This window comes from Gordonia sp. LUNF6 (genome assembly GCF_047041125.1).
In the GTDB taxonomy this organism is placed as follows: Bacteria; Actinomycetota; Actinomycetes; order Mycobacteriales; family Mycobacteriaceae; genus Gordonia; species Gordonia sihwensis.
This window is the reverse complement of record NZ_CP178181.1, coordinates 1597533-1618514: the sequence shown is the minus strand read 5'-3', so window position 1 is coordinate 1618514 and position 20982 is coordinate 1597533. Positions and strand designations below refer to the sequence as shown.

Sequence of the window (20982 nt, the reverse complement as noted above, 5' to 3'; positions counted from 1 at the left end):
CGGAGGTATCCGGGACCGCGTGTTCCGATGTAGCTTCTCGCGGGCGCGCGAAGTCACCCAAGACATGCCTGGGTGCGTCGCCAGACTACTCCGATGCGCGATCACCAGCCAAATCAGCGTCTCGGGCGACGACGGCCGCGCGACACGCCGATGGAGCCGAACCGCCGCGCCGTGCGTCTAAGTCCTATGAGGAGGTCCTATGGGGAGTCTCAATACCCGGCGTCGCGCCACCGCCATCGCGCTGGTGTGCGCGAGCGCGCTGCCTGCCGGCCCCGGCGCGGCGTCCGCGCAGCGTGCGTATCACTGGCCGCTGGCCCCGCGCCCGCCCGTGGTCCGCGGATTCGATCCGCCGGCTGAGCGCTGGCTCGCCGGGCACCGCGGCGTCGACCTGGGAGCACCCGCCGAGTCCGCGGTGGTCGCGGCCCGCGCCGGAACGGTCACCTTCGCCGGACCCGTCGCCGGCCGTTCCACCGTCACGGTGCTGCACCCCGACGGGATCAGCACCATGTATGAGCCGGTGGTGCCCCGCGTGCGTCGCGGCGAGCACATCCGAACCGGTCAGCTGGTCGGTGTGCTGCAAACCGGTCACGAGGGGTGCTCCGCGACGGCCTGCCTTCATTGGGGCGCTCGTCGCGGCAGCGGGCGGAGCGTCCGCTACCTCAACCCGCTGAGCCTGCTCGGGTTGTCGACCGTGCGGCTCAAACCACCCCGCTGACGCTGCCGGGTCGGTGATGCGGCCGGTCTCATTCACGACCGCGGGTGCGCCTGTTTGTGGACCGCGCGCAGTCGTTCCACGCTGACGTGCGTGTACAGCTGCGTGGTCGACAACGACGAGTGCCCCAGCAGTTCCTGCACCACCCGCAGATCGGCGCCTCCCTCCAGCAGGTGGGTGGCCGCACTGTGACGCAGTGCGTGCGGGCCCACCGACCGTCCCGCAGCCTCGGTGGCCCGATGCACCACCGTGCGCGCCATCCGCTGATCGAGCCGTCCTCCCCTGACGCCGACGAACAGGGCCTCCCCCGAGGCGGCGGTCGCGAGCGCCGGGCGCCCACGGCGGCGCCAGGCGTCCAGCGCCGATGCGGCAGGCGCACCGTACGGCACCACCCGCTGCTTGTCGCCCTTGCCGATCACCCGGATCGCGCGGCGATCGTCGTCGACATCGCCGACGTCGAGCCCGCACAGTTCTCCGACACGGATGCCGCAGCCGTAGAGCAGTTCGAGAACCGCACGGTCGCGCAGCGATACCGGGTCGTCGGACGAGGGTCCGTCCGGCGCGGCGGAGTCGACCCGTCGCACCGTCGCCTCGATCGCGTCCGCGGCTTCCTCGGGAGCAAGCACCGCCGGCAGCACCCGGCGCGCCTTGGGCGCCTGGAGGCGCACCGCGGGGTCGACGGACATCTCGCCTTCGCGCGTGGCCCATTCGCAGAACGTCTTGACCGACGACACCCGGCGCGCGACGGTGGTCCGCGCGGCGCCGCGGCGCGAGATCTCCGCCAGCCAGGCGCGGAGCAGGTCGAGATCGACGTCGGTGAGCCGAACTCCGCGCGCACCGGCGAACGCCGTGAGGCCGCGGATGTCGGCGAGATAGGCACGAACGGTGTGCTCACTGCGCCCGGACTCGTATCGCAGGTGCGCTGCGAAGCGATCGAGGAGGTCGGCCATGACTCGATCCTAAAGTCTCACCACATGCACCACATAGACCTCAGCAGCATCAGCGGGCGGATCACGGCAGCGGGGTCGCCCGTGCGGCGGAGCCCCGCGCGGCGATGTCCGCGACTCCCACCGCCGCGGCCAGGAGCGCGACGAGTCCCGCGAACACCAGGCCCGATTCCCGCAGTCCGATGGCGAGCGACAGTGCGCCGACACCGATGGCCGGCACGGCGAGCATGAGGTACAGGCCCGCGAAGAAGGCCGAGGACACCGCACCGCGCTGGGCGGGATCGACGCGCTCCACGGTCGCCGCGAGCCCGGCGTTGACGCACAGACCGGCGGATACGCCGAGGACGATCGGCGCGATCAGCAGCGCGGCGAGCGATTCGGCGGAGAGCGCCACCGCGAGAACGGCGGCCGCGACCACCAGTCCGCCGCATCCGGCCTGCATGGCTGCGCGCGACGAGATCCGGCGCGCGACGAACTGACCGACGACCATGAACGCGAATGCGAGGAAGACCACCAGACCCGCCACAGTGTGCGAACCGATGCCGAGGTAGCGCACCAGGAACAGGGCCGACACCGCGGTGAGGACACCGCACACGGCGAACCCCGCGCCCGCGGCGAGGACGCCCCGGACGAACGCTCCGCGGATCGGTGCGGGAACGGTCAGTCGCGGCGCCTGCAGTCGCAGCGGCGCGGGGTCGGCCGGGGCCGGCGTGAACGCACGGAGTGTGACGAACGCCAGTACCGACAGCCCCAGGTGCACCGCGTACGGCAGCGTCAGCGGAGCCGACGAGAGATCGGCGACGACCCCGGCGAAGAGGGTGCCGACACCGAGGCCGCCGGTGTTGACGGCGATCGCGAGCATTCCTGCGCGCGCTTTGTCTGCGGGACCGACCAGATCGATCACCGCGGCCGTGCCGGTGCCGCTCATCAGTCCGGCACTCAGTCCCGACACGATCCGGGCCGCGATCAGCAGCGGAAGCGACAGCGGCAGCAAGAACATGACCGCACTGATCACGGCGAGGACCAGGGCGGTCAGCAGGATCGGGCGGCGGCCGATCTGATCGGACAGCCGTCCGAAGACGATGAGCGCGAACATCACGCCGAAGGCGTAGACGGCGAACAGGATCGTCACCGTGAACTCGGTGAAGTCGAGCCGCTGCGAATAGAGCGAGTACAGCGGGGTGGGAAGGGTGGTCCCCATCATCGTGACCAGGAAGGCGAAGGCCGTCGCCAGGACGGCTCCCCGCCGCGCGGGCGCGGAAATCATGAACACTCCACCATTCGCTGAGAACATGCGTTGACTATTCAGAACATGCGTTGACTGGGCGACCGTCGACGAGACAAAGCGGTTCGTAAAGGAAGCTAGCAGCGGATGCCGGTGTGGTATCCCCCACTCGTGCGAAAAGTACTTAACCTCGGTTACCTATTTCGCGCTAAGTTTCCTGATGCCTCGCGTTCCCCGGCCTGGCGTCATCCTTCTTTCGAAAGCTCCACCGCCCCGTGACATCCCCCAGTACCTCCGCCGACCACCACGACACGGCCGAACACCCGCGCCTGGCCGTCGCAATCCTCTGCGCCGCCGGAATCGTGGTGGCGCTGATGCAGACGATCATCGTGCCGCTGATCCCCGACCTGCCGGCCATCCTCGGCACCTCACCGACCAATGCGTCCTGGGCGCTGACGATCACGCTGCTCGTCGGTGCGGTGGTGACGCCCATCTCGGGCCGCCTCGGCGACATGATCGGCAAGCGGCTGGTCCTCATCGCCAGTCTCGGCGCGGTAGCGGCGGGATCGGTCGTCTGCGCGCTCTCGTCGGGGCTGGCACTGTTCCTCATCGGACGCGGAGTTCAGGGTCTGGGCATCGGCACCATCGCGGTCGGCATCAGCCTGATGCGCGACATCGTGCCCCCGGCGCGCCTCGGCTCGTCCATCGGCGCGATGTCGGCCTCGCTCGGCGTCGGCGGATCACTCGGCCTCCCGTTCGCCGCGGTGATCGCCCAGCAGGTGAGCTGGCACGCACTGTTCTGGGTGAGCGCGGCGGTCGGCGTGATCGCCGCGTCGGCCGTCGCGGCGGCCGTCCCGCGCAGTTCGATCGCCACGGGCGGGCGCTTCGACCTGGTGGGCGCGATCGGGCTCACCGTCCTGCTGAGCTGCATTCTGCTCGCTCTCTCCAAGGGCGACGCCTGGGGCTGGTCGAGCCCGGCCGTGCTCGGCCTGTTCGCCGCGTTCGTCGTCTCCTCGGTGCTGTGGTGGCGATGGGAGAAGCGCGTGGACAATCCGCTGATCGACCTCGCCACCAGCATTCGACGTCCCATCCTGCTGACCAACATCGCCTCCGTCGCCACCGGTTTCGCGTTCTACGCCATGCAGATCATGCCGATCCAGGTGCTCGAGGCCCCGACCTCCACCCAGACCGGCGTCGGACTGACCATCGTGGAGGCCAGCCTCGTGCTGATGCCCTCCGGGCTGGTGATGTTCGCGTTCTCCTACGTCAGCGCGTGGATGACGCGGCGCTTCGGCGCACGGGTCTCACTGGCCTCCGGCGGCGTGGTGATCGGGGTCGGTTACCTGGGCTTCCTGCTGATGATCGCGGGGCCCTGGCATCCGACGTGGGGATTCATGGTCATCGTGAACTGCTTCGTCGGTGCCGGCCTGGGCGTCGCGTATTCGGCGATGCCCGCCCTCATCATGGACTGGGTCCCGGTGACGCAGACCGGGGAGGCCAACGGCGTCAACGCACTGATGCGATCGGTCGGCACGTCCACTGCCACGGCCGTGATCGGCATGATCCTGGCCGCGTCCGTCGAGACCGTCTCGACGACCGGCGGGGCCGTCGCCGTACCCTCCACGGACGCCTATGTGTGGGCGTCGATCGTCGCGCTCGTCACGTGTGCCCTGGCGACTGTCGCCGCGCTGGGCGTGCCCGCGAGCCGGCTCCGCGACGAACGCGTCGTCTGAGCCGCCCGCCCGTCACACGTGCGATTCGGCCTTGCGCAGTTCGGCCTTCCACTGGCGGAAGCCCTCTTCGGTGCGGCCTCGGCGCCAGTAGCCGGAGATCGACGCCGCGCGCTTGGCGCTCACGCCACGTTCCTTCCGCACGTAGCCGCGCAGATTCTTCATCACCGCCTGTGCCTCGCCGTGGATGAACACCTGCGGTTCACCGTCGAGCCACTGCGCGGTGCGCACCGCGGCGATGACCGGCGCGTTGTCGCCCGACCGGTCGTCGGGGGCCTCGTTGGACGGCGCCCCGCGATGCACCCAGGTGATCTCGGCACCGGCGGGAGCGGTCAGCTCCACCTCGTCCTCGGGGCCGGCGACCTCGATGAACACCTTGGCCACCGCGTCCTGCGGCATCGCTTCGAGCGCCGCGGCCAGCGCGGGCAGGCCGGCTTCGTCCGACACCAGCAGGTGCCAGGGCGCGTCGGCCATGGGCCGGTAGCCGCTGCCCGGTCCCAGGAGGGTCACCGATTCGCCCGGCCGCACGCCTGCGGCCCACGGTCCGGCGACGCCCTCGTCACCGTGGACCACGAAGTCGATCGCCAATTCCGCGGCGTCCGGCCGGTAGTGACGGACCGTGTACGTGCGCAGGATCGGCTGCTGTTCGGCGGGATACGTGTCCCGGATCGCGTCCATGTCGACCGGCCGCGGGTAATCGACGCCCTCGGGTGCGAAGACGATCTTCACGTACATGTCGGTGTCGTAGTGACCGTCCTGTCCGCCCGCGGGGCGGAAGGCGGCGAACTCGTCACCGCCCAGCCACACGCGCACCATGTGCGGGGTCAGCCGCTCTGTCCGCAGGACCGTCAACGTGGTCACCGGCTTCGCCATCTGGTCTCCTCTTTCGGCACAACAAGATTAGGGCATCCTAAGATGCTCGCTCCATCGTAGGCGTCCCCCGACGTTCCCACCACCGGCGGTGTCCCACTCATCGAGCTCCCAACCGCCACGTGCCGTCGGAGCCGGCGACATGACCGGACAGGTCGAGCGCCGCGAGGGCCCGAAGGACGTCGTCGATCGGCAGCCCCGCGGCGAACGCGATCTCGTCGACGGTGAGACCGCCGCGCGCGGGCAGCGCCTCCACCACGCGCAGCTGATCCGGACGCAGATCGTCGGTGCGGCGGCGCGGTGCCGCCTCCCGCGTGTCGCATCCGTCCGGGCTCGCGAGCGAGATCGCGGCGCCCGAATCGGCGACCAGCACGGCGTCGCCGTCGGCGATCATGGCGTTGGCACCCACCGAGGTGGCGCTGGTGACCGACCCGGGCACCGCCCCGAGCGGCCGGCCCAGCCGTTTGGCCCACGCCGCGGTGTTGGCCGCGCCCGACCGCCGTCCGGCCTCCACCACGATCACCGCGGACGAGAACGCCGCGACCAGACGATTCCGGGTGAGGAATCGATGTTTGGCCGCGGATGTGCCCGGCGGATACTCGCTGACGACGAGCCCGGTCTCGGCGATCCGGTGCAGCAACTGCGCGTGCCCGGACGGATACGTGCGGTCGATGCCGCACGCGAGGACAGCCACGGTGGTGCCTCCCGCACCGAGCGCTCCTCGATGCGCTGCCCCGTCGATCCCGTACGCCCCACCCGACACCACCGACCAGCCCTCGTCCGCCAGCGCGGCCGCCATCGCTCCGGCGACGTGATCGCCGTACGACGATGAGGCGCGCGAGCCGACCAGCGCCATCGACCTGCCCACCGCGTCACCGCACGAGGCCGGCCCGCGCACCCAGAGTGCGAGCGGAGCTCCGCCCCGCGCGGCACTGTCCGCCTGATCGAGCGCCAGCAGCTGCCATCCGGGCCAGTCCGGATCGTCTCTGGTGAGCAGGCGCGCACCGATGCGCTCACACCTGGCCAGGTCCTCCGCCGCGGTGTCGGTCGCGGCGCGCGCCTGCGTGGGTGCCAGAACGCCGCGGTGCGCGGCGGGAACCTTCCGCGAACGAACCGCCGCGGCGGCGTCCAGCGGGCCGAGTTCGGCCACCAACGCGATCAGTGCCGCACACGGCGGCTCGGCCACCGCCGCGAGGTATGCCCACGCGCGGGCCGCCTTGTCGTCGGTCACGGTCGCCCTCCCCGGTCGCGGTACAGCAGCGCCGACACGATGTCGTCCTCCCCCGGCGCGTCGCCGCCCCGCAGATCGGTCAACGTCCAGGCCAGACGCAGCGCCCGATCGGCGCCGCGCGCCGTGATCCGTCCGGTGCGCAACGCCGCCTCCAGCGGCCGGCGCACCTGCGGCCCCGGCCGGAATCGGTGCCGCAGCGCGCTGCCCGGCACCTCGGCGTTGGTGCGCCAGCCGAATTCGGACCACCTCTCCCGCGCCGCCTCGCGCGCCCGCAGCACCCGCTCGGCGATCGCCGCGCTCGGCTCACCGCGTTCGGTCAGCAGTGTGACGTCGCCGGGCGGGTCCATGGCCACGCGGATGTCGATCCGGTCCATCAGCGGGCCCGACAGCCGGCCCAGATAGCGGCGGCGCTGGATGGACGTGCAGATGCAGTCGACGTCCTTCGCGGGCGCGCACGGACACGGGTTGGCCGCGAGGATCAACTGGAAGCGCGCCGGATAGCGGGCGGTCCCGTCGCGACGCGAGATCCGGACCTCCCCCTCCTCCAGCGGCTGCCTCAGCGAATCGAGGACTTTCGGTCCCATCTCCGCGCATTCGTCGAGGAAGAGGATTCCGCGGTGCGCCCGCGACACCGATCCCGGCCGCGCGATCCCGGTCCCGCCGCCCAGCAGCGCGGTGATGCTCGTGCTGTGGTGCGGTGCCACGAACGGCGGCAGGGTGATCAACGGCCGATGCTCGGGCAGCGTTCCCGCGATCGAATGGATCGCGGTCACCTCCAGCGACTCCTCCTCGGTGAGGCTCGGCAGAATACCCGGCAACCGGCACGCCAGCATCGTCTTGCCGATGCCGGGCGGACCGGTCATCAGCAGGTGATGCGATCCGGCCGCGGCGATCTCGAGCGCGCGCCGTGCCGTCGCCTGGCCGGCCACGTCGGCCATGTCGGGGATCTCCGGCGGCGCCGGCTCCGCGGTCTCGCCGTCGACGGTGTCGAGCGCGCGATCTCCGCTCAACCACGACAGCACGTCCGACAGCGACCGCGCCCCGCCGATGTCGAGCCCCGACACCAGAGCCGCCTCGGCGACGTTCTCGGCCGGCACCACCGCCCGCTCGAACCCGGCCTCCCGCGCTGCCAGCAGCAGTGGCAGCACCCCGCGCACCGGACGCACCCGGCCGTCGAGCGCCAGTTCGCCGAGCATCACCGTCCCCGGCAGCCTCGTGGTGGGCACCTTCTGCGCCGCTATCAGCACACTGACCGCCATCGGCAGATCGAAGCCCGGCCCGCTCTTGGGCAGTCGGGCCGGTGCCAGCGCGATCGTGACCTTGGTGGTCGGGAACTGTATCGCGCTGTTCGCGATCGCGGCCCGCACGCGCTCCTTCGCCTCACGCAGCGAGGTGTCCACACTCCCGCTGATGGTCAGCCCGGGCAGCCCCGCGCTGATGTTGGCCTGAATCTCGATCACATCGGCGGCGAAGGCGTTGAGCCCCACCGAGTGCACTCTCCCCAGTCCGGACATCGGGCGCTACTCGCACACACCGACGTGGTGCCACCACATCGCGCGCTCGAGGTCCTCCGGATCGGTCATGTCCAACTGCACCGAGACCACGTCGAAACGGACGACCTCCCAGAACGCGTCCTGCTGAGCCAGCCACTGCTGTGCCAGCCGCCGCATCCGGCGCAGCTTGTCGGGGGTCACCGCACCGAGCGGATCGGTGAACGTCCGGCTGGCCCGCGTCTTCACTTCCACGATCACCAGAGTCCGACCGTCGGCGGCGACGATGTCGAGCTCGCCGTACCTCGTCCGCCAGTTCCGGTCGAGGATCCGCCAGCCGAGATCCGCCAGGCGCGCCGCGGCCAGATCCTCGCCGACCCGCCCGATCAGACCGCGGCGGTCCACGCCCCGCTTCTCCCGCTTTCGCTGCTCCCGTTGTTCCCCCATGCGGGACAGGATGCGCCGCTGCGGCGACCCGTGACAGGTCCCGATCACCCGTTCCTCGGCGAGTGTGCATACCGCGGGTGTTCTGCACAGTCCGCGACCACCCGCCCGGGCTCAGGGCTCGTCGGGCAGCCGCAGTTCCGGCTTCTCCAGTTCCTCGATGTTGACGTCCTTGAACGTCACCACGCGAACCTGCTTGACGAAGCGAGCGGGCCGGTACATGTCCCACACCCACGCATCGGTCATGTGAATCTCGAAATAGACTTCGCCGTCCGCATTGCGCGGAACCAGATTCACACCGTTCGCGAGGTAGAAGCGGCGCTCGGTCTCCACGACGTAGGTGAACTGACCGACGATGTCCTTGTACTCCTTGTACAGGGACAGCTCCATCTCGGCTTCGTACTTCTCGAGATCCTCAGCGCTCATCAGGCCAGCCTATCGCGGACGTTCCGGTACGACATACGGTGCTCCGCCGAGGGACCGCGCGCGTCCAGACACTCCATGTGCAGGGCCGTGCTGTAGCCCTTGTGCACCGCGAACTGATAGCCCGGCACCTCGTCGTCGAGTGCCACCATCATCCGGTCGCGGGTCACCTTCGCGAGGATCGAGGCGGCGGCGATGCACGCCGCGTTCGCGTCGCCCCCGATCACCGGTAGCGACGGCGCAGGCAGCCCCGGCACGTGGAATCCGTCGGACAGGACGTACCCGGGCCGCACCGACAGTCCGGCCACCGCGCGCCGCATGCCTTCGATGTTGGCGACGTGGACCCCGAGCCGGTCCACCTCGGCCGCCGGGATCGCCACCACCTTCCAACTGACCGCATGCCGCACGACCGCCGAGTAGAGCTTCTCGCGCACCGGCTCCGAGAGCTTTTTGGAGTCGTCCAGCGCAGCGAGAGACTTCAGTTGCGAAGTGCTCAGCACGCACGCCGCCACCACCAGCGGGCCGGCGCACGCACCCCGGCCTGCCTCGTCGACGCCGGCCACCGGGCCGAGCCCCTGGCGGGCCAGGGTGAACTCCAGTGTCCGCAATCCCGCTGCCTTCCGAACCGGCGACCGCGGGGGCCATCGAGTCGATCCGGGCATCAGCTCTGCGGGTCGACCGAGCCCACGCCCCCGATCCGGGAGAACGGGTAGATGATGAACCGGACCTTGCCGCGGACGTCGGAGACCGGCACCGTGCCGTGGAACTCGTCGTCGATGTGGGCCCGTGAGTCGGCGGAGTTGCTGCGGTTGTCGCCCATCACCCAGAGATTGCCCTCGGGCACCTTGATCGGGCCGAAGTCGCTGCCGTAGCACGAGCCCTGACCGAGCACCCCGCCCGACTGCTGGTAGGTCTGCGCCTGCAACTGCTTGTCGATGTACGGCTCGTGGAGGGGCTTGCCGTCCACCGTGACACCCTTGCCGTCGGCCTCGCGGCACTGGACGGTCTGCCCGCCGACCGCGATCACCCGCTTGACGAGGTTGTTCTCGTCCGGCGGCGCGAGAGCGAACAGCGACAGCACGTCCTGGATCTTGTGCACCACCGGGTTCGACGAGCGAGGCGACGACCACCCTTCGTCCCACGAACTGGTCGGGGCCTTGAAGACCACCACGTCACCTGGCTTCGGGTCACTGAACCGGTACACCATCTTGTCGACCACGATGTGGTCGTTGGTGCACCCGTAGCAGCCGTGCAGGGTCGGTTCCATGGACTCCGACGGCACCACGTACTGCCGGAAGAAGAACTGGGTGAACACGAACATGAGCACCAGCACGATGCCGACGATGATCAGCAGTTCGCGGAGCCAGCGGCTCTTGCCCTTCTGCTCGTCCTCGGGGGCGTCGTCCCGGAAGGTGAATCCGGAATCGGACTCGGCGCCCCCACTGCTGCCGCGCTCGTCGTTAGCCTGCGACGGGTCGTCCCCGCGGGTGTTGTCGTCCACGTAGAACAGGGTACTGATGTCCGTCACCGCTCCCGACCACCCGGTTCACTTTCGACGCGCCGCCGGGCCGACACGAACAGACCCCGCCCCGCGGGCCGAAGTGGTCGGCGCCGTGCGGGACGGGGTCTGGATGTTCGTTTCTCGCCGGGGCGAGCAGAAGCTCAGCGCTTCTCCTTGATCTTCGCAGCCTTGCCGCGCAGATCGCGCAGGTAGTACAGCTTCGCGCGACGGACGTCACCGCGGGTCAGGACGTCGATCTTGGCGATGTTCGGGCTGTGCACGGGGAAGGTGCGCTCCACACCGACACCGAACGAGACCTTGCGGACCGTGAAAGTCTCGCGGATGCCGCCGCCCTGGCGGCGGATCACGACGCCCTTGAAGACCTGCACGCGCTCCTTCGATCCCTCGATGACCTTGACGTGCACGTCGAGGGTGTCGCCGGGGCCGAACTCGGGGATGTCGTCGCGAAGGGACTGCTTGTCGATGAGGTCCAGGGTGTTCATTTCTCGTCCAATCTGGGCGGGGACAGAGGAACCTGGCGGCCCCGACGCGAATTCGGCGGGGTTCGACCGGTTCATGCCCGTGGCATGGGGTCCGTGCGCTGCAGCGGTCGACGCGAGGTCTCCGGCAGGCAACCTGAAACATTGTGCCACCTCCACCCGGCATGAGGGAAATCCGCGATCACAGCGTCAGGTCGAGTTCCTGGTCGTCATCGTCGCCGGGCGGTTGCACGTCGGTGCCGGGCCCGGCCTCGGGAACGCCTTCCTCGAGATCGCCGATGACCGCCGGCGCGACGAGCGGCTGCGGGCCCAGCACGAGGATCCCCTCCGTCGCCGAGCGCAGATAGTCGGCGGGCCTGTGGCCGTCCTCGTCCTCGGAGCGTCGCGCCGACGGTGCGGCTCCGTACGGCCCGCCGCCCGGCCGGGAGGCGGAGGCATTGCCTGCCGTCGCCGGGCGCCCTGCCGGCACCGACGCCGCTCGCGACGCGGGCGAGGTCGTCTCAGACACGACCGACCTCGGCGCGGCCGGCACCGACGGGGCGGCCCGCACCGGCGGCGGGACGGTGGCGAGGACGCCAGGCGCGGCTGAGAGCTCCGCCGACCGAGCCGAAGACGTGTGACGAGACGGGCCAGGGCGGGCGGTGCTGCCCGGCGGGCCGGTACCGCCGTCGCCCGCGGACGGGCCGGTCGGGCCTCTCGCAGCGGCCGGAGCCGCTCCCGGTGAGGGTCCGGGACCCGCCGACGACTGCTTCGGGCCCGCATCCGCGGCGACACCGGGTCGCGGAGGGCCGGCCGCGGGCGCGGCGCCGGCGCCCTGATCGGGTGCGGCGGCGACCGGACCGTCCCCGACCGGCGGTCCGTCGCCGGACGGGACGTCCACGGCCATCGGTCCGGCCACTGCCGGAACTGCCGCTCGGTCGGCCGTGTCGGCGGCCGCGGGCGCTCCGTGCGAGGCAGGCGACGCGTCCGGACCGCCGGAGAGGAGGCCGCGGGCCGAGGAGTCCATCGGAGCGTTGTACACCCCGGCCAGTTCGGTACCGACGCCGAGCAGCGCCGACAGCACTGCGGGCTGGGTGGTGCCGACGACGCTCAGTGCGACGACCCTGGGCCGATACGCCACCGCTCCGGCCAGCACGCCCGAGGCGGAGGCCAGCGAGCTACGGCCGCTCGCGAGACGATCCGAGGTGGAAGTGATCCGCTCCGCGAGATCGACACCGGCCCTCGCCCCGCCGTCCGCGGCCGCACCGACGAGCGAACCGGTGCCGAACACGGCGGCCATCCGCTCCCCGATCGCCCGCGCGGCGTCGACGATGCGGGCGATCTCCGCGGCGTCGGCCGCGGCCGCGCCGGGATCCATCGAATCGAGCCGGGCGAGGAGTTCCTCGGCGGCCACCGTCCACGTGGTGCTCATACTCGTTGGACGCAGCGGCGGCCGCACCGGTTCCGCGACACGCCGCAGCACACGGCGTCCGCCGCCCGGATCAGTCCTGCAGCAGGTCCGGGCGCCGCTCACGCGTGCGTTCGCGCGACTGCTCGTGCCGCCACTGCGCGACTCGGCCGTGGTCTCCGGACAGGAGCACCGCGGGCACCTCCAGTCCGCGCCACACTCTGGGACGGGTGTAACTAGGACCTTCGAGCAACCCGTCGGAGAACGAATCCTCCTGGTGCGACTGCGGATTGCCGAGCACACCCGGCATCAGACGGGTGGTGGCCTCGACCATGGCGAGGACGGCCACCTCGCCGCCGATCAGCACGAAGTCGCCGAGCGAGACCTCCTCCACACGCACCCGGCGGGCGGCGTCGTCGAAGACCCGCTGATCGATCCCCTCGTAACGGCCGCACGCGAAGACCAGATGCCGCTCGGAACTCCAGCGCTGGGCCGTGGCCTGTGTGAAGGGCACGCCCGCCGGCGTCGGCACCACCAGCAGCGCGTCGTCCGGGCAGACGGCGTCGAGCGCCTCGCCCCACACCTGTGGCTTCATCACCATCCCTGGACCGCCGCCGTAGGGCGCGTCGTCGACGCTGTGGTGGACGTCGTACGTCCACTGCCGCAGATCGTGGACGCCGACCTCGATCAGTCCGGCGTCGATCGCCTTTCCGAGGAGTGCCGCCCGCATCGGTTCGAGGTACTCCGGGAAGATCGTCACGACATCAATGCGCATGTCAGTCCTCGACGGGGTCGATCAGGCCGTCGGGCGGATCGATCTCGATGCCCTCGCGGGTCACGGTGGGGACGATCTCGCGCACGAACGGCACTAGCACCTCGCGACCGTCACCGGTGGTCACCGACAGCAGTTCGCCACCGGGCAGGTGCAGCACCTCTCTGACCGTGCCGACGCTCTCACCGCCGACCGTCGCGACGGGCAGTCCCTCGAGCTCGTGGTCGTAGAACTCGTCCGGGTCGTCGCCGGAGTCGACGTCGGCGGCGTCGATGACGAACAGGGTGCCGCGCAGCCGGTCCGCCTCGTCGCGACCGCCTACGCCGGCAAGCGACAGCAACAGCCGCCCGGCATGCATCCGGGCGGCTGTCACTTCGTACTCGGTCTCCCCGCCGCCGGCAGTCCGCGGGGCACGGCCGCGCAGGCGCGTGCCGACCGCGAAACGTCCGGCGGGATCGTCCGTGCGGATGTCGACGACGACTTCACCGCGGACTCCGTGCGTCTTGACGACACGACCGATCACCAGATCCATCAGATCCGAGTCCTGCTTTCGATCAGCGATCGGTGTCGACGATGTCCACGCGCACACCGCGGCCGCCGATGCCGGAGACCAGGGTGCGCAGCGCGGTGGCGGTGCGGCCGTTGCGGCCGATCACCTTGCCGAGATCGTCGGGGTTGACATGAACCTCGACCATCCGGCCGCGACGGCCGGTGATGAGGTCGACCCGGACGTCGTCCGGGTTGGCGACGATGCCGCGAACGAGGTGTTCGACGGCGTCCGCGACGACGGCGCTCACGCGTCCGCCTTGGCGTCACCGGCCTCCTCGGCGGGAGCCTCGGCAGCGGCGTCGTCGGCCTTCTCGTCAGCCTTCTTCGCCTTCTTCTTGGCGGTGGTCGCGGCGGCGGCCGGCTCGTTCTCGGCAGCGGCGAGGGCGGCGTTGAACAGATCCTGCTTGGAGGTCTTCGGCTCGGCGACCTTCAGGGTGCCCTCGGCGCCCGGCAGGCCCTTGAACTTCTGCCAGTCACCGGTGATCTTCAGGATGGCGGCGACCGGCTCGGTCGGCTGCGCGCCGACGCCCAGCCAGTACTGAGCGCGCTCCGAGTCGACCTCGATCAGCGACGGCTCTTCCTTCGGGTGGTACTTGCCGATGGTCTCGATGACGCGGCCGTCGCGGCGAGTGCGGGCGTCGGCGACGACGATGCGGTACTGCGGGTTGCGGATCTTGCCGAGCCGGGTGAGCTTGATCTTGACAGCCATGTGGGCGTCTCCTTGTGTCACAGCGCAATTCAGCGGCCCGCCGATCGGCGACGAGCCCGGTTTTGCGTTCTCTATCGGGGTGACCGCCGGTCGGCCGTGGCCGGCTCCGGCGAACCAGCGACTCATTCTGCCAGAGGTACGAGCCGCCACCCAAACCGGAGCGCCGGCTCACTGGGTCCCGACCACCGGAAATCGGTCCCGGCGCGTGCAGCCGGTAGCGTGACATCGGACATCGGCGGCCGCACCGGCCGCCGCACGACGCCCCGGAGACCTGAGAATCCATGCTGCACGCCCTGTCGCTCGCATTCGTCGACTCGGTGAACGTGCTCCTGATCGGGGTTCTCGTCACGCTGGCGCTCATACTGGGCCCCGGCCAGTACCGGCGGATCGCGCCGCTGGTGCTGATCGGCGACTGGCTCGGGGTTCTCGTTCTGGCGCTCGCCGTGATGCTGGTGTTCGACGGCCTCCAATCGGTGGTCGACGCCGTGATCTCCTCGCCGCTGTTCGGGATCCTGCTGATCCTGACCGGTCTGCTCACCGCATTCCTCACCTGGCGCGGCGGTGACTCGTCGGACCTCGTCGACAAGATCCTCACGCCGCTGCGGGCGCCGTCCCCTCTGACCCTGCTGGTCGGATTCGTGCTCGGCGTGGTCCAGTCGGCCACGTCCGTGCCGTTCTACGCGGGCCTGGCGGTCCTGTCGGCGACCGACATCCCGCTCACCGAGCGGTATCTCGGTGTGGTCCTGTACGCCACGGTGGCCCTGAGCCTGCCCCTGCTCGCCGGCCTGGCGCTGGTGGTGGTGCGTGCCCGCCCACACTGGTGGATCGGTCGGGTGTTCGCCTACGGCCGGCGCAACCGCGAAGTGGTGATCCGCTATGCGGGCTGGTTCGTCACGGTGCTGCTGATCGTGATCGGCGTGCTGCAGATCCTCGGCTGACCGGCGCGGCTCACGCCGTGGGCTATGCGATCTTCTCGCCGCCGCAGACCACGTGGAGCGGTCGCCGCAACGTCGTCAGGTCGGCAGCCGGATCGGCGTCGAGGACCATGAAGTCGGCGCGTGCACCGTGCTCGAGCCCGGACGCTCCCAGCCACTCGCGCGGGGCGGTCGAGGCCGCGGCCAGCGCGTCGAGCGGGCTGAAACCGACACCGACGAGGGCCTCGATCTCGTCGACGATCCGGCCGTGCCCGATGAACCCGCCCGCATCGGTGCCCGCGTAGATCCGCACCCCCGCCTCGCGGGCCCGGGCGAAGACCTCGCCTCGACCGGCGTACAGCGCCCGCATGTTGGCCTGGTACCTCGGGAATCGGTCCGCACCGTCGGCGATCTCCGGGAAGTTCTCCAGCTGAATCAGGGTCGGCACCAACGCGATGTCCTTGCGCACCATCTCGTCGATCAGGTCCTCGCTCAGACCGGTGCCGTGCTCGATCGAGTCGAACCCCGCCCCGATGATGTCGTCGAGCCCGTCCGCTCCGAAGACGTGGGCGGTGATCCGGGCACCGTTCTCGTGCGCGGCGGCGACGGCCGCGTCGAGCTGATCGCGGGTCCACAGCGGAGCCAGATCGCCCACCTCGCGGTCGATCCAGTCGCCGACCAGCTTGACCCATCCGTCTCCGTCGCGGGCCTGACGTGCCACCTCGTCCGCCAGATCGTCCGGGTTCTCGAGTTCCACACCGTAGTCGCGCAGGTAGCGCTTGGGCCGGGCGATGTGCTTGCCCGACCGGATGAAACGGGGCCCGGTCGGGTCGGCGTCGAGCGGATGGGTGTCGAGCGGCGATCCCACCTCGCGGATCAGCAGCGCACCGGCCCGGGCGTCGGCCCTCGCGTACTCGCGCGCCCGGTCGATGGTGACCCCGAGCCCGGGTGCGATGCCGACGTGGTTGTGCGCGTCCACCAGACCCGGGACGATCCATCCGCCCCCGGCCTTCTCAGCGCCGGCGACCGGCTCGGTCGAGACGGCTCCGTCGACGACCCAGAAGGTCAGGGCCTCGCCGGTGAACGGATCGGTACCGGTGAATTCGAGCGCTTGAGTCATCACAGGGCCTTTCGCGGCCGAGCCGTTCGCGATTCGGCGACGGCCGGCGACCGCTGACTTCTCGGGAAACCTACTTCTTGGGGAACTTCAGGTCGTTGAGGTCGATGCCCTCCAGACCGGGCGGCAGTTCGTCGAGGCCGGGAGGCATGTTGCTCAGATCCAGACCGGGCGGCAGTCCCATGCCCGGCGGCATGCCGGGCATGCCCGGGAATCCGCCGCGCATCGCCTTGGGCGGCGTGGGTCCGCGACCCTTGCCCTTCCCCTTCTTGCCCTTCTTGCCCTTGCGCGCGTTCTTGCGGCCGCCGCCCATGCCCATCCGGCCCGACATCTGCGACATCATCTTGCGTGCGGCGAAGAACCGGTCGACGAGCTGGTTCACGTCGGTCACCGTGACGCCGGAGCCGTTCGCTATGCGGATCCGTCGGGAGGCGTTGATGATCTTCGGGTTGTCGCGCTCGGCGGGCGTCATGCCCCGGATGATCGCCTGGATCTTGTCGAGCTGCTTGTCGTCGACCTGCGAGAGCGCGTCCTTCATGTCGCCTGCGCCGGGAAGCATGCCCAACAGGTTCCCGATCGGTCCCATCTTGCGGATCATCAGCATCTGCTGCAGGAAGTCCTCCAGCGTCAGCTCGCCCTGGCTGATCTTGGCAGCGGTCTTCTCCGCCTCGGCCTGGTCGAAGTGCTGCTCGGCCTGCTCGATGAGCGAGAGGACGTCGCCCATCCCCAGGATGCGGCTGGCCATGCGGTCCGGATGGAAGACGTCGAAGTCGTCGAGTTTCTCACCGGTCGAGGCGAACATGATCGGCCGTCCGGTGATCTCGCGGACCGAGAGCGCGGCGCCGCCCCGGGCGTCGCCGTCGAGCTTGGTGAGGACCACGCCGGTGAAGTCGACGCCGTCGGCGAAGGCCTGGGCGGTGGTGACCGCGTCCTGGCCGATCATGGCGTCGAGGACGAACAGCACCTCGTCCGGGTCGGTCGCGTCCCGGATGTCGGAGGCCTGCCGCATCAGTTCCGCGTCGATGCCCAGACGGCCCGCGGTGTCGATGATGACCACATCGTGCTGCTTGTCGCGGGCCTCCTGCACGCCGGCCCGTGCGACGGCGACCGGATCGGCCGAGCCGTCGACGCCGAGTTCGCCCTCGCCGCCGACCGAGGTGCCCGGATGCGGCGCGAAGACCGGCACTCCGGCCCGCTCACCGACGATCTGGAGCTGCTGCACGGCGCCGGGGCGCTGTAGGTCACAGGCCACGAGCAGCGGCGTGTGACCCTGCTTGACCAGCCACGCCGACAGCTTGCCCGCGAGGGTCGTCTTACCGGCGCCCTGCAGACCGGCGAGCATGATGACCGTCGGCGGGTTCTTTGCGAGGCGGATGCGCCGCGTCTCGCCGCCCAGGATGCCGACCAGTTCCTCGTTGACGATCTTGACGATCTGTTGAGCCGGATTCAGGGCGCCGGAGACCTCGGCGCCCTTCGCGCGTTCCTTGATGCGGCTGATGAAGGCGCGGACCACGGGCAGCGAGACGTCGGCCTCGAGCAGTGCGAGGCGGATCTCGCGCGCGGTCGCGTCGATGTCCGCGTCGGTCAGCCGTCCCTTGCCGCGCAGGTCCTTCAGAGCACCGGTCAACCGGTCAGAGAGGGATTCGAACATTCCTCCATCCTTCCACGTCCGGGCACGGCGATGTCGCGCGGATCGTGATCGGCTCCGGGCCGGGCCTCACCGCGTGGGCGCGCAGACCGCCAGGACCGCCGCCGCCACCGCGTGGCGCGCCGCCGGTCCGTCGTCCGGGAGGCTGAGGCAGAAGGTGTCGACGGCCGTCGCACCCAGGGTGGAGACCTTCGCCCAGGCGACGTCGGCACGCGCCTTCTCCAGCTCGGCGGCGACGCGCGCGAGAAGGCCTTCGTCGTCGGCCGCGCGCAGTTCCAGCAGCGGACGCCCGTGCGGGCCCGCGAGCCAGCGTGCCCGCGGCGGCGCCGCGGTGCGGCTCACCGGGACCGCGGGTCGGCCGGAGACCCCCGCCTCGGGCAGGCGGGCTGCCGCCCGCGCCGCCAGCTCGGCCACCGGGTCCCGATCGCCGTCGAGCACCGCGGCCAGACGTTGCCGCAGCAGCGGCGCATCGGGCGGACCGCCGAAGGTCGGCATCACCACGAACGAGTCGACGGCGTGCCCGGCATGACCGGCGACCGTCGCCGAGTGCGCGTGCAGGCCCGACAGTGCGAGCACACCGGCCATCTTCGACAGCAGTCCCGGCCGGTCGGGCGCGATCATGGTGACGATCGTCATGTTCGGACCGTCCCCGGGACGCAGGCTCACGTGGAGACCGCCGCGGTCGGCCAGCTCACGCAGGTCCGGCGGGATCGGGTCGGGTGCGGGCACCGGCGCTCCGCCGATGTGCGCGACGACGCGTTCGACCAACCCGGAGATCAGGGTGGCCTTCCACTCCCCCCACACCCCCGGGCCGGTGGCGCGGGAGTCGGCGTCCGAGAGGGCTCCCAGGAGTTCGGCCAGGACCGCGCTCCCGCCGAGCACGTCGGCCACGTGCGCCACGACCTCCGGATCGGCCGGGTCGCGACGCGTCACCACCCGGTGGAGCAGCAGATGGTGGCGGACGAGTTCGGCGAGCAGGCGCCGATCCGGCTCCCACAGGCCCAGACGCCGCCCGATGTGTTCGGCGAGTTCGGCGCCGACGGCGCAGTGGTCGCCGCCGCGCCCCTTGCCGATGTCGTGCAGCAACGCGCCGAGCAGCAGCAGATCGGGACGCGAGACGCTGGTGGTCAGTTCCGCCGCCGCGGCGACCGTCTCGATGAGATGCCGGTCGACGGTCCAGGTGTGAATGCCGTCGCGGGGCGGCAGGTCGCGGACCCGATCCCATTCGGGGAACAGTGCGCCCCACAGTCCGGCCCGGTCGAGGGCCTCGATCGGGCCGGCCATGTCGTGCCCCGACGCCAGCAGCACCAGCAGATCGGCGAGGGCCTCCGACGACCACGGCTCCGGCATCGGCGCACCGTAGGTGGCCAGGCGCTCGAGCGCCGGGCCGTTGATCGGCAGCCGGTTCCGGGCGGCCGCGGCGGCCACCCGCAGCACCAGACCCGGATCCTGGCTGGGAATGGCCGAGCGTGCGAGTACCACCTCGCCGCCCTGTTCGACCACCCCTTCGTCGAGCGGGCGCCGCAATGCCGCGGCGCGGCGCAACCGAGAGAACCCGCGTCGGCTCACGGCGTTCTGGGCGGTGCGCAAACCGGCGTCGACAGCGTACGAGGTGGTCCGTCCGGCATCGCTGATCCGCCGGGAGAGCTCGAAGCGATCGGCGACACCGAGTGCCGCGGCGATGTCGTCGGCATCCTGGGCGCGGATCTGGTCACGTGCCCGGCCGGCGATCCGATGCGCCTCGCCGCGCGCGGCGAGCAGGAAGTCGTAGGCACGCGGCAGCGGCGAACCCTCGGTGCCGGGATCGAGACGGGCGAGCCCGTCGGTCAACTGCGCGAGCGCGAGCGCATTCAGCAACTGGATGTCGCGCAGTCCCCCGCGGCCGTTCTTCAGATCCGGCTCGGCGCGGTGGGCGATGTCGCCGGTGCGCCGCCAGCGGTCTTCCGCGGCTTCGATCACCTGCGGCAACCGCATCCGCGCCTCCGACCGCCAGAGGTTGCGCACCGAGACGGTCATCAACCGGGCGAGGTCCTCGTCGCCGGCGATGAACCGGGAGTCGAGGAGCCCGAGCGCGGCCGTGGCGTCCTCGCGCGTCACCCGCATGGCCTCCGGCACCGATCGCACACTGTGGTCGAGGGAGATTCCCGCGTCCCACAGCGGGTACCAGAGTCCGTCCGCCACCTCCGAGAGTCGTTCGGGGTACCGGTCGTCGTGCACCAGGATCAGGTCGAGGTCGGAGTAGCCGACCATCTCCCGGCGACCCAGGCTGCCGACCGCGACAACGGCGAATCCGCTGCGCTCGACGATCCCGAGCGACCGTGCCCGCTCCACGAGCCAGTCCTCGAACAGTGCGCCGATCGCCTCGCGCTGACGCGCTCCGACCAGGGAATCGTCCTGCAGCAGCACCGATCTCGCCGCACCGAGCGTGGCGCCGGAGGTGGACCCCGGCGCCCGCCCGGCCTCAGATGGCCTCTGGTCCGCGTTCACCGGTCCGCACCCGGATGATCGACTCCACCGGTGTCACCCAGACCTTCCCGTCACCGATCTTCCCGGTGCGGGCCGACTCGACGATCACCTCGGCCACCTGGTCCACTGCCTCATCGTCGACGACGACCTCCACCCGGACCTTCGGGACGAAGTCGACGGCGTACTCGGCGCCGCGGTACACCTCGGTGTGCCCCTTCTGCCGCCCGTAGCCCTGTACCTCGCTGACGGTCATCCCGACGATCCCGATGTGCTCCAGACCGGCTTTGACGTCCTCGAGGGTGAACGGCTTGACGATTGCGGTGATCAGTTTCATGGATAAACCCTTC

The 20982-nt window shown here is 70.6% G+C and carries 22 protein-coding genes; 3 read left to right on the top strand and 19 right to left on the bottom strand.

The genetic code is table 11. The features are described 5' to 3' along the window. Positions 1–199: 199 nt before the first annotated feature. The gene (locus ACK8HH_RS07555; protein ID WP_346075269.1) at positions 200–715 is read left to right on the top strand and encodes a M23 family metallopeptidase; all 516 of its coding nucleotides are present in this window, start codon (positions 200–202) and stop codon (positions 713–715) included. Positions 716–747: 32 nt separating this feature from the next. Here the strand turns inward: ACK8HH_RS07555 and ACK8HH_RS07550 are convergent, their stop codons facing one another. Both ACK8HH_RS07550 and ACK8HH_RS07545 read right to left on the bottom strand, forming a co-directional pair. Next, positions 748–1662, bottom strand: coding sequence for a tyrosine recombinase XerC (locus ACK8HH_RS07550; protein ID WP_006897896.1), 915 nt, complete (start codon positions 1660–1662; stop codon positions 748–750). Between the two features lie 61 nt (positions 1663–1723). After that, positions 1724–2926, bottom strand: coding sequence for an MFS transporter (locus tag ACK8HH_RS07545; RefSeq protein WP_375002094.1), 1203 nt, complete (start codon positions 2924–2926; stop codon positions 1724–1726). A 233-nt stretch (positions 2927–3159) separates the two neighbouring features. On the opposite strand from ACK8HH_RS07545, the gene ACK8HH_RS07540 reads away from it, so the two are divergent. Continuing rightward, positions 3160–4617, top strand: a complete 1458-nt coding sequence (locus tag ACK8HH_RS07540; protein WP_346075266.1) for an MFS transporter — start codon at positions 3160–3162, stop codon at positions 4615–4617. Between the two features lie 12 nt (positions 4618–4629). On the opposite strand, the gene ACK8HH_RS07535 is transcribed toward ACK8HH_RS07540, so the two are convergent. The 13 genes from ACK8HH_RS07535 to rpsP all read right to left on the bottom strand — a co-directional run bounded on the left by ACK8HH_RS07535 (position 4630) and on the right by rpsP (position 14490). Continuing rightward, complete coding sequence (locus ACK8HH_RS07535) at positions 4630–5487, bottom strand: siderophore-interacting protein (protein ID WP_346075264.1); 858 nt, start codon at positions 5485–5487, stop codon at positions 4630–4632. A 97-nt stretch (positions 5488–5584) separates the two neighbouring features. Beyond that, the gene (gene dprA, locus ACK8HH_RS07530; protein WP_346075262.1) at positions 5585–6715 is read right to left on the bottom strand and encodes a DNA-processing protein DprA; all 1131 of its coding nucleotides are present in this window, start codon (positions 6713–6715) and stop codon (positions 5585–5587) included. Next, a complete protein-coding gene (locus tag ACK8HH_RS07525) occupies positions 6712–8229 on the bottom strand; it encodes a YifB family Mg chelatase-like AAA ATPase (protein ID WP_062366794.1) in 1518 nt (505 codons plus the stop codon). Before ACK8HH_RS07525 ends, dprA begins: the two co-directional genes overlap by 4 nt. A gap of 6 nt (positions 8230–8235) precedes the next feature. Further along, positions 8236–8652 (bottom strand): YraN family protein, encoded by a 417-nt coding sequence (locus ACK8HH_RS07520; RefSeq protein ID WP_082781265.1) that lies wholly within the window; start codon positions 8650–8652, stop codon positions 8236–8238. A gap of 111 nt (positions 8653–8763) precedes the next feature. Continuing rightward, the gene (locus ACK8HH_RS07515) at positions 8764–9075 is read right to left on the bottom strand and encodes a DUF2469 domain-containing protein (protein ID WP_006897903.1); all 312 of its coding nucleotides are present in this window, start codon (positions 9073–9075) and stop codon (positions 8764–8766) included. Then, positions 9075–9734 (bottom strand): ribonuclease HII, encoded by a 660-nt coding sequence (locus tag ACK8HH_RS07510; protein WP_062366791.1) that lies wholly within the window; start codon positions 9732–9734, stop codon positions 9075–9077. Before ACK8HH_RS07510 ends, ACK8HH_RS07515 begins: the two co-directional genes overlap by 1 nt. Further along, entirely contained in the window at positions 9734–10600 is an 867-nt protein-coding gene (gene lepB, locus ACK8HH_RS07505) for a signal peptidase I (RefSeq protein ID WP_006897905.1), read from the bottom strand. Before lepB ends, ACK8HH_RS07510 begins: the two co-directional genes overlap by 1 nt. A 134-nt stretch (positions 10601–10734) precedes the next feature. After that, positions 10735–11076, bottom strand: coding sequence for a 50S ribosomal protein L19 (gene rplS / locus ACK8HH_RS07500; protein WP_006897906.1), 342 nt, complete (start codon positions 11074–11076; stop codon positions 10735–10737). Positions 11077–11254: 178 nt separating this feature from the next. Next, positions 11255–12484, bottom strand: a complete 1230-nt coding sequence (locus tag ACK8HH_RS07495) for a hypothetical protein (RefSeq protein WP_375002099.1) — start codon at positions 12482–12484, stop codon at positions 11255–11257. Positions 12485–12554: 70 nt separating this feature from the next. Further along, positions 12555–13235 carry a tRNA (guanosine(37)-N1)-methyltransferase TrmD gene (gene trmD, locus ACK8HH_RS07490; RefSeq protein WP_006897908.1) on the bottom strand — a complete coding sequence of 227 codons (681 nt, stop codon included), beginning with the start codon at positions 13233–13235 and terminating at the stop codon, positions 12555–12557. Position 13236: 1 nt separating this feature from the next. Continuing rightward, the gene (rimM, locus tag ACK8HH_RS07485) at positions 13237–13764 is read right to left on the bottom strand and encodes a ribosome maturation factor RimM (protein WP_006897909.1); all 528 of its coding nucleotides are present in this window, start codon (positions 13762–13764) and stop codon (positions 13237–13239) included. A gap of 22 nt (positions 13765–13786) precedes the next feature. Then, positions 13787–14029 (bottom strand): RNA-binding protein, encoded by a 243-nt coding sequence (locus ACK8HH_RS07480; protein WP_006897911.1) that lies wholly within the window; start codon positions 14027–14029, stop codon positions 13787–13789. Then, positions 14026–14490: a 30S ribosomal protein S16 gene (gene rpsP / locus ACK8HH_RS07475; RefSeq protein ID WP_006897912.1), complete on the bottom strand. Its 465-nt coding sequence runs from the start codon at positions 14488–14490 to the stop codon at positions 14026–14028. The genes ACK8HH_RS07480 and rpsP overlap by 4 nt, the downstream gene beginning before the upstream one ends. Positions 14491–14771: 281 nt before the next feature. Between rpsP and ACK8HH_RS07470 the strand changes: the two genes are divergently transcribed. Beyond that, positions 14772–15428, top strand: a complete 657-nt coding sequence (locus ACK8HH_RS07470; RefSeq protein WP_375002103.1) for a hypothetical protein — start codon at positions 14772–14774, stop codon at positions 15426–15428. 22 nt (positions 15429–15450) lie between these two features. Here the strand turns inward: ACK8HH_RS07470 and ACK8HH_RS07465 are convergent, their stop codons facing one another. The 4 genes from ACK8HH_RS07465 to ACK8HH_RS07450 all read right to left on the bottom strand — a co-directional run bounded on the left by ACK8HH_RS07465 (position 15451) and on the right by ACK8HH_RS07450 (position 20969). Then, positions 15451–16524 carry an amidohydrolase family protein gene (locus ACK8HH_RS07465; RefSeq protein ID WP_375002105.1) on the bottom strand — a complete coding sequence of 358 codons (1074 nt, stop codon included), beginning with the start codon at positions 16522–16524 and terminating at the stop codon, positions 15451–15453. A gap of 70 nt (positions 16525–16594) precedes the next feature. Further along, positions 16595–18172, bottom strand: coding sequence for a signal recognition particle protein (ffh, locus tag ACK8HH_RS07460; protein ID WP_006897915.1), 1578 nt, complete (start codon positions 18170–18172; stop codon positions 16595–16597). 66 nt (positions 18173–18238) lie between these two features. Then, the gene (locus tag ACK8HH_RS07455; protein ID WP_062366784.1) at positions 18239–20656 is read right to left on the bottom strand and encodes a [protein-PII] uridylyltransferase; all 2418 of its coding nucleotides are present in this window, start codon (positions 20654–20656) and stop codon (positions 18239–18241) included. Beyond that, entirely contained in the window at positions 20631–20969 is a 339-nt protein-coding gene (locus ACK8HH_RS07450; protein ID WP_006896676.1) for a P-II family nitrogen regulator, read from the bottom strand. Before ACK8HH_RS07450 ends, ACK8HH_RS07455 begins: the two co-directional genes overlap by 26 nt. Between the last annotated feature and the right edge of the window lie 13 nt (positions 20970–20982).

Excerpts from the sequence above, each read along its gene's own strand:
- ACK8HH_RS07555 (WP_346075269.1), top strand. The coding sequence starts at position 200 with ATGGGGAGTCTCAATACCCGGCGTCGCGCCACCGCCATCGCGCTGGTG.
- ACK8HH_RS07550 (WP_006897896.1), bottom strand. The coding sequence starts at position 1,662 with ATGGCCGACCTCCTCGATCGCTTCGCAGCGCACCTGCGATACGAGTCC.
- ACK8HH_RS07545 (WP_375002094.1), bottom strand. The coding sequence starts at position 2,926 with ATGATTTCCGCGCCCGCGCGGCGGGGAGCCGTCCTGGCGACGGCCTTC.
- ACK8HH_RS07535 (WP_346075264.1), bottom strand. The coding sequence starts at position 5,487 with ATGGCGAAGCCGGTGACCACGTTGACGGTCCTGCGGACAGAGCGGCTG.
- ACK8HH_RS07525 (WP_062366794.1), bottom strand. The coding sequence starts at position 8,229 with ATGTCCGGACTGGGGAGAGTGCACTCGGTGGGGCTCAACGCCTTCGCC.
- ACK8HH_RS07520 (WP_082781265.1), bottom strand. The coding sequence starts at position 8,652 with ATGGGGGAACAACGGGAGCAGCGAAAGCGGGAGAAGCGGGGCGTGGAC.
- ACK8HH_RS07515 (WP_006897903.1), bottom strand. The coding sequence starts at position 9,075 with ATGAGCGCTGAGGATCTCGAGAAGTACGAAGCCGAGATGGAGCTGTCC.
- ACK8HH_RS07510 (WP_062366791.1), bottom strand. The coding sequence starts at position 9,734 with ATGCCCGGATCGACTCGATGGCCCCCGCGGTCGCCGGTTCGGAAGGCA.
- rplS (WP_006897906.1), bottom strand. The coding sequence starts at position 11,076 with ATGAACACCCTGGACCTCATCGACAAGCAGTCCCTTCGCGACGACATC.
- ACK8HH_RS07495 (WP_375002099.1), bottom strand. The coding sequence starts at position 12,484 with ATGAGCACCACGTGGACGGTGGCCGCCGAGGAACTCCTCGCCCGGCTC.
- trmD (WP_006897908.1), bottom strand. The coding sequence starts at position 13,235 with ATGCGCATTGATGTCGTGACGATCTTCCCGGAGTACCTCGAACCGATG.
- rimM (WP_006897909.1), bottom strand. The coding sequence starts at position 13,764 with ATGGATCTGGTGATCGGTCGTGTCGTCAAGACGCACGGAGTCCGCGGT.
- rpsP (WP_006897912.1), bottom strand. The coding sequence starts at position 14,490 with ATGGCTGTCAAGATCAAGCTCACCCGGCTCGGCAAGATCCGCAACCCG.
- ACK8HH_RS07470 (WP_375002103.1), top strand. The coding sequence starts at position 14,772 with ATGCTGCACGCCCTGTCGCTCGCATTCGTCGACTCGGTGAACGTGCTC.
- ACK8HH_RS07465 (WP_375002105.1), bottom strand. The coding sequence starts at position 16,524 with ATGACTCAAGCGCTCGAATTCACCGGTACCGATCCGTTCACCGGCGAG.
- ffh (WP_006897915.1), bottom strand. The coding sequence starts at position 18,172 with ATGTTCGAATCCCTCTCTGACCGGTTGACCGGTGCTCTGAAGGACCTG.
- ACK8HH_RS07450 (WP_006896676.1), bottom strand. The coding sequence starts at position 20,969 with ATGAAACTGATCACCGCAATCGTCAAGCCGTTCACCCTCGAGGACGTC.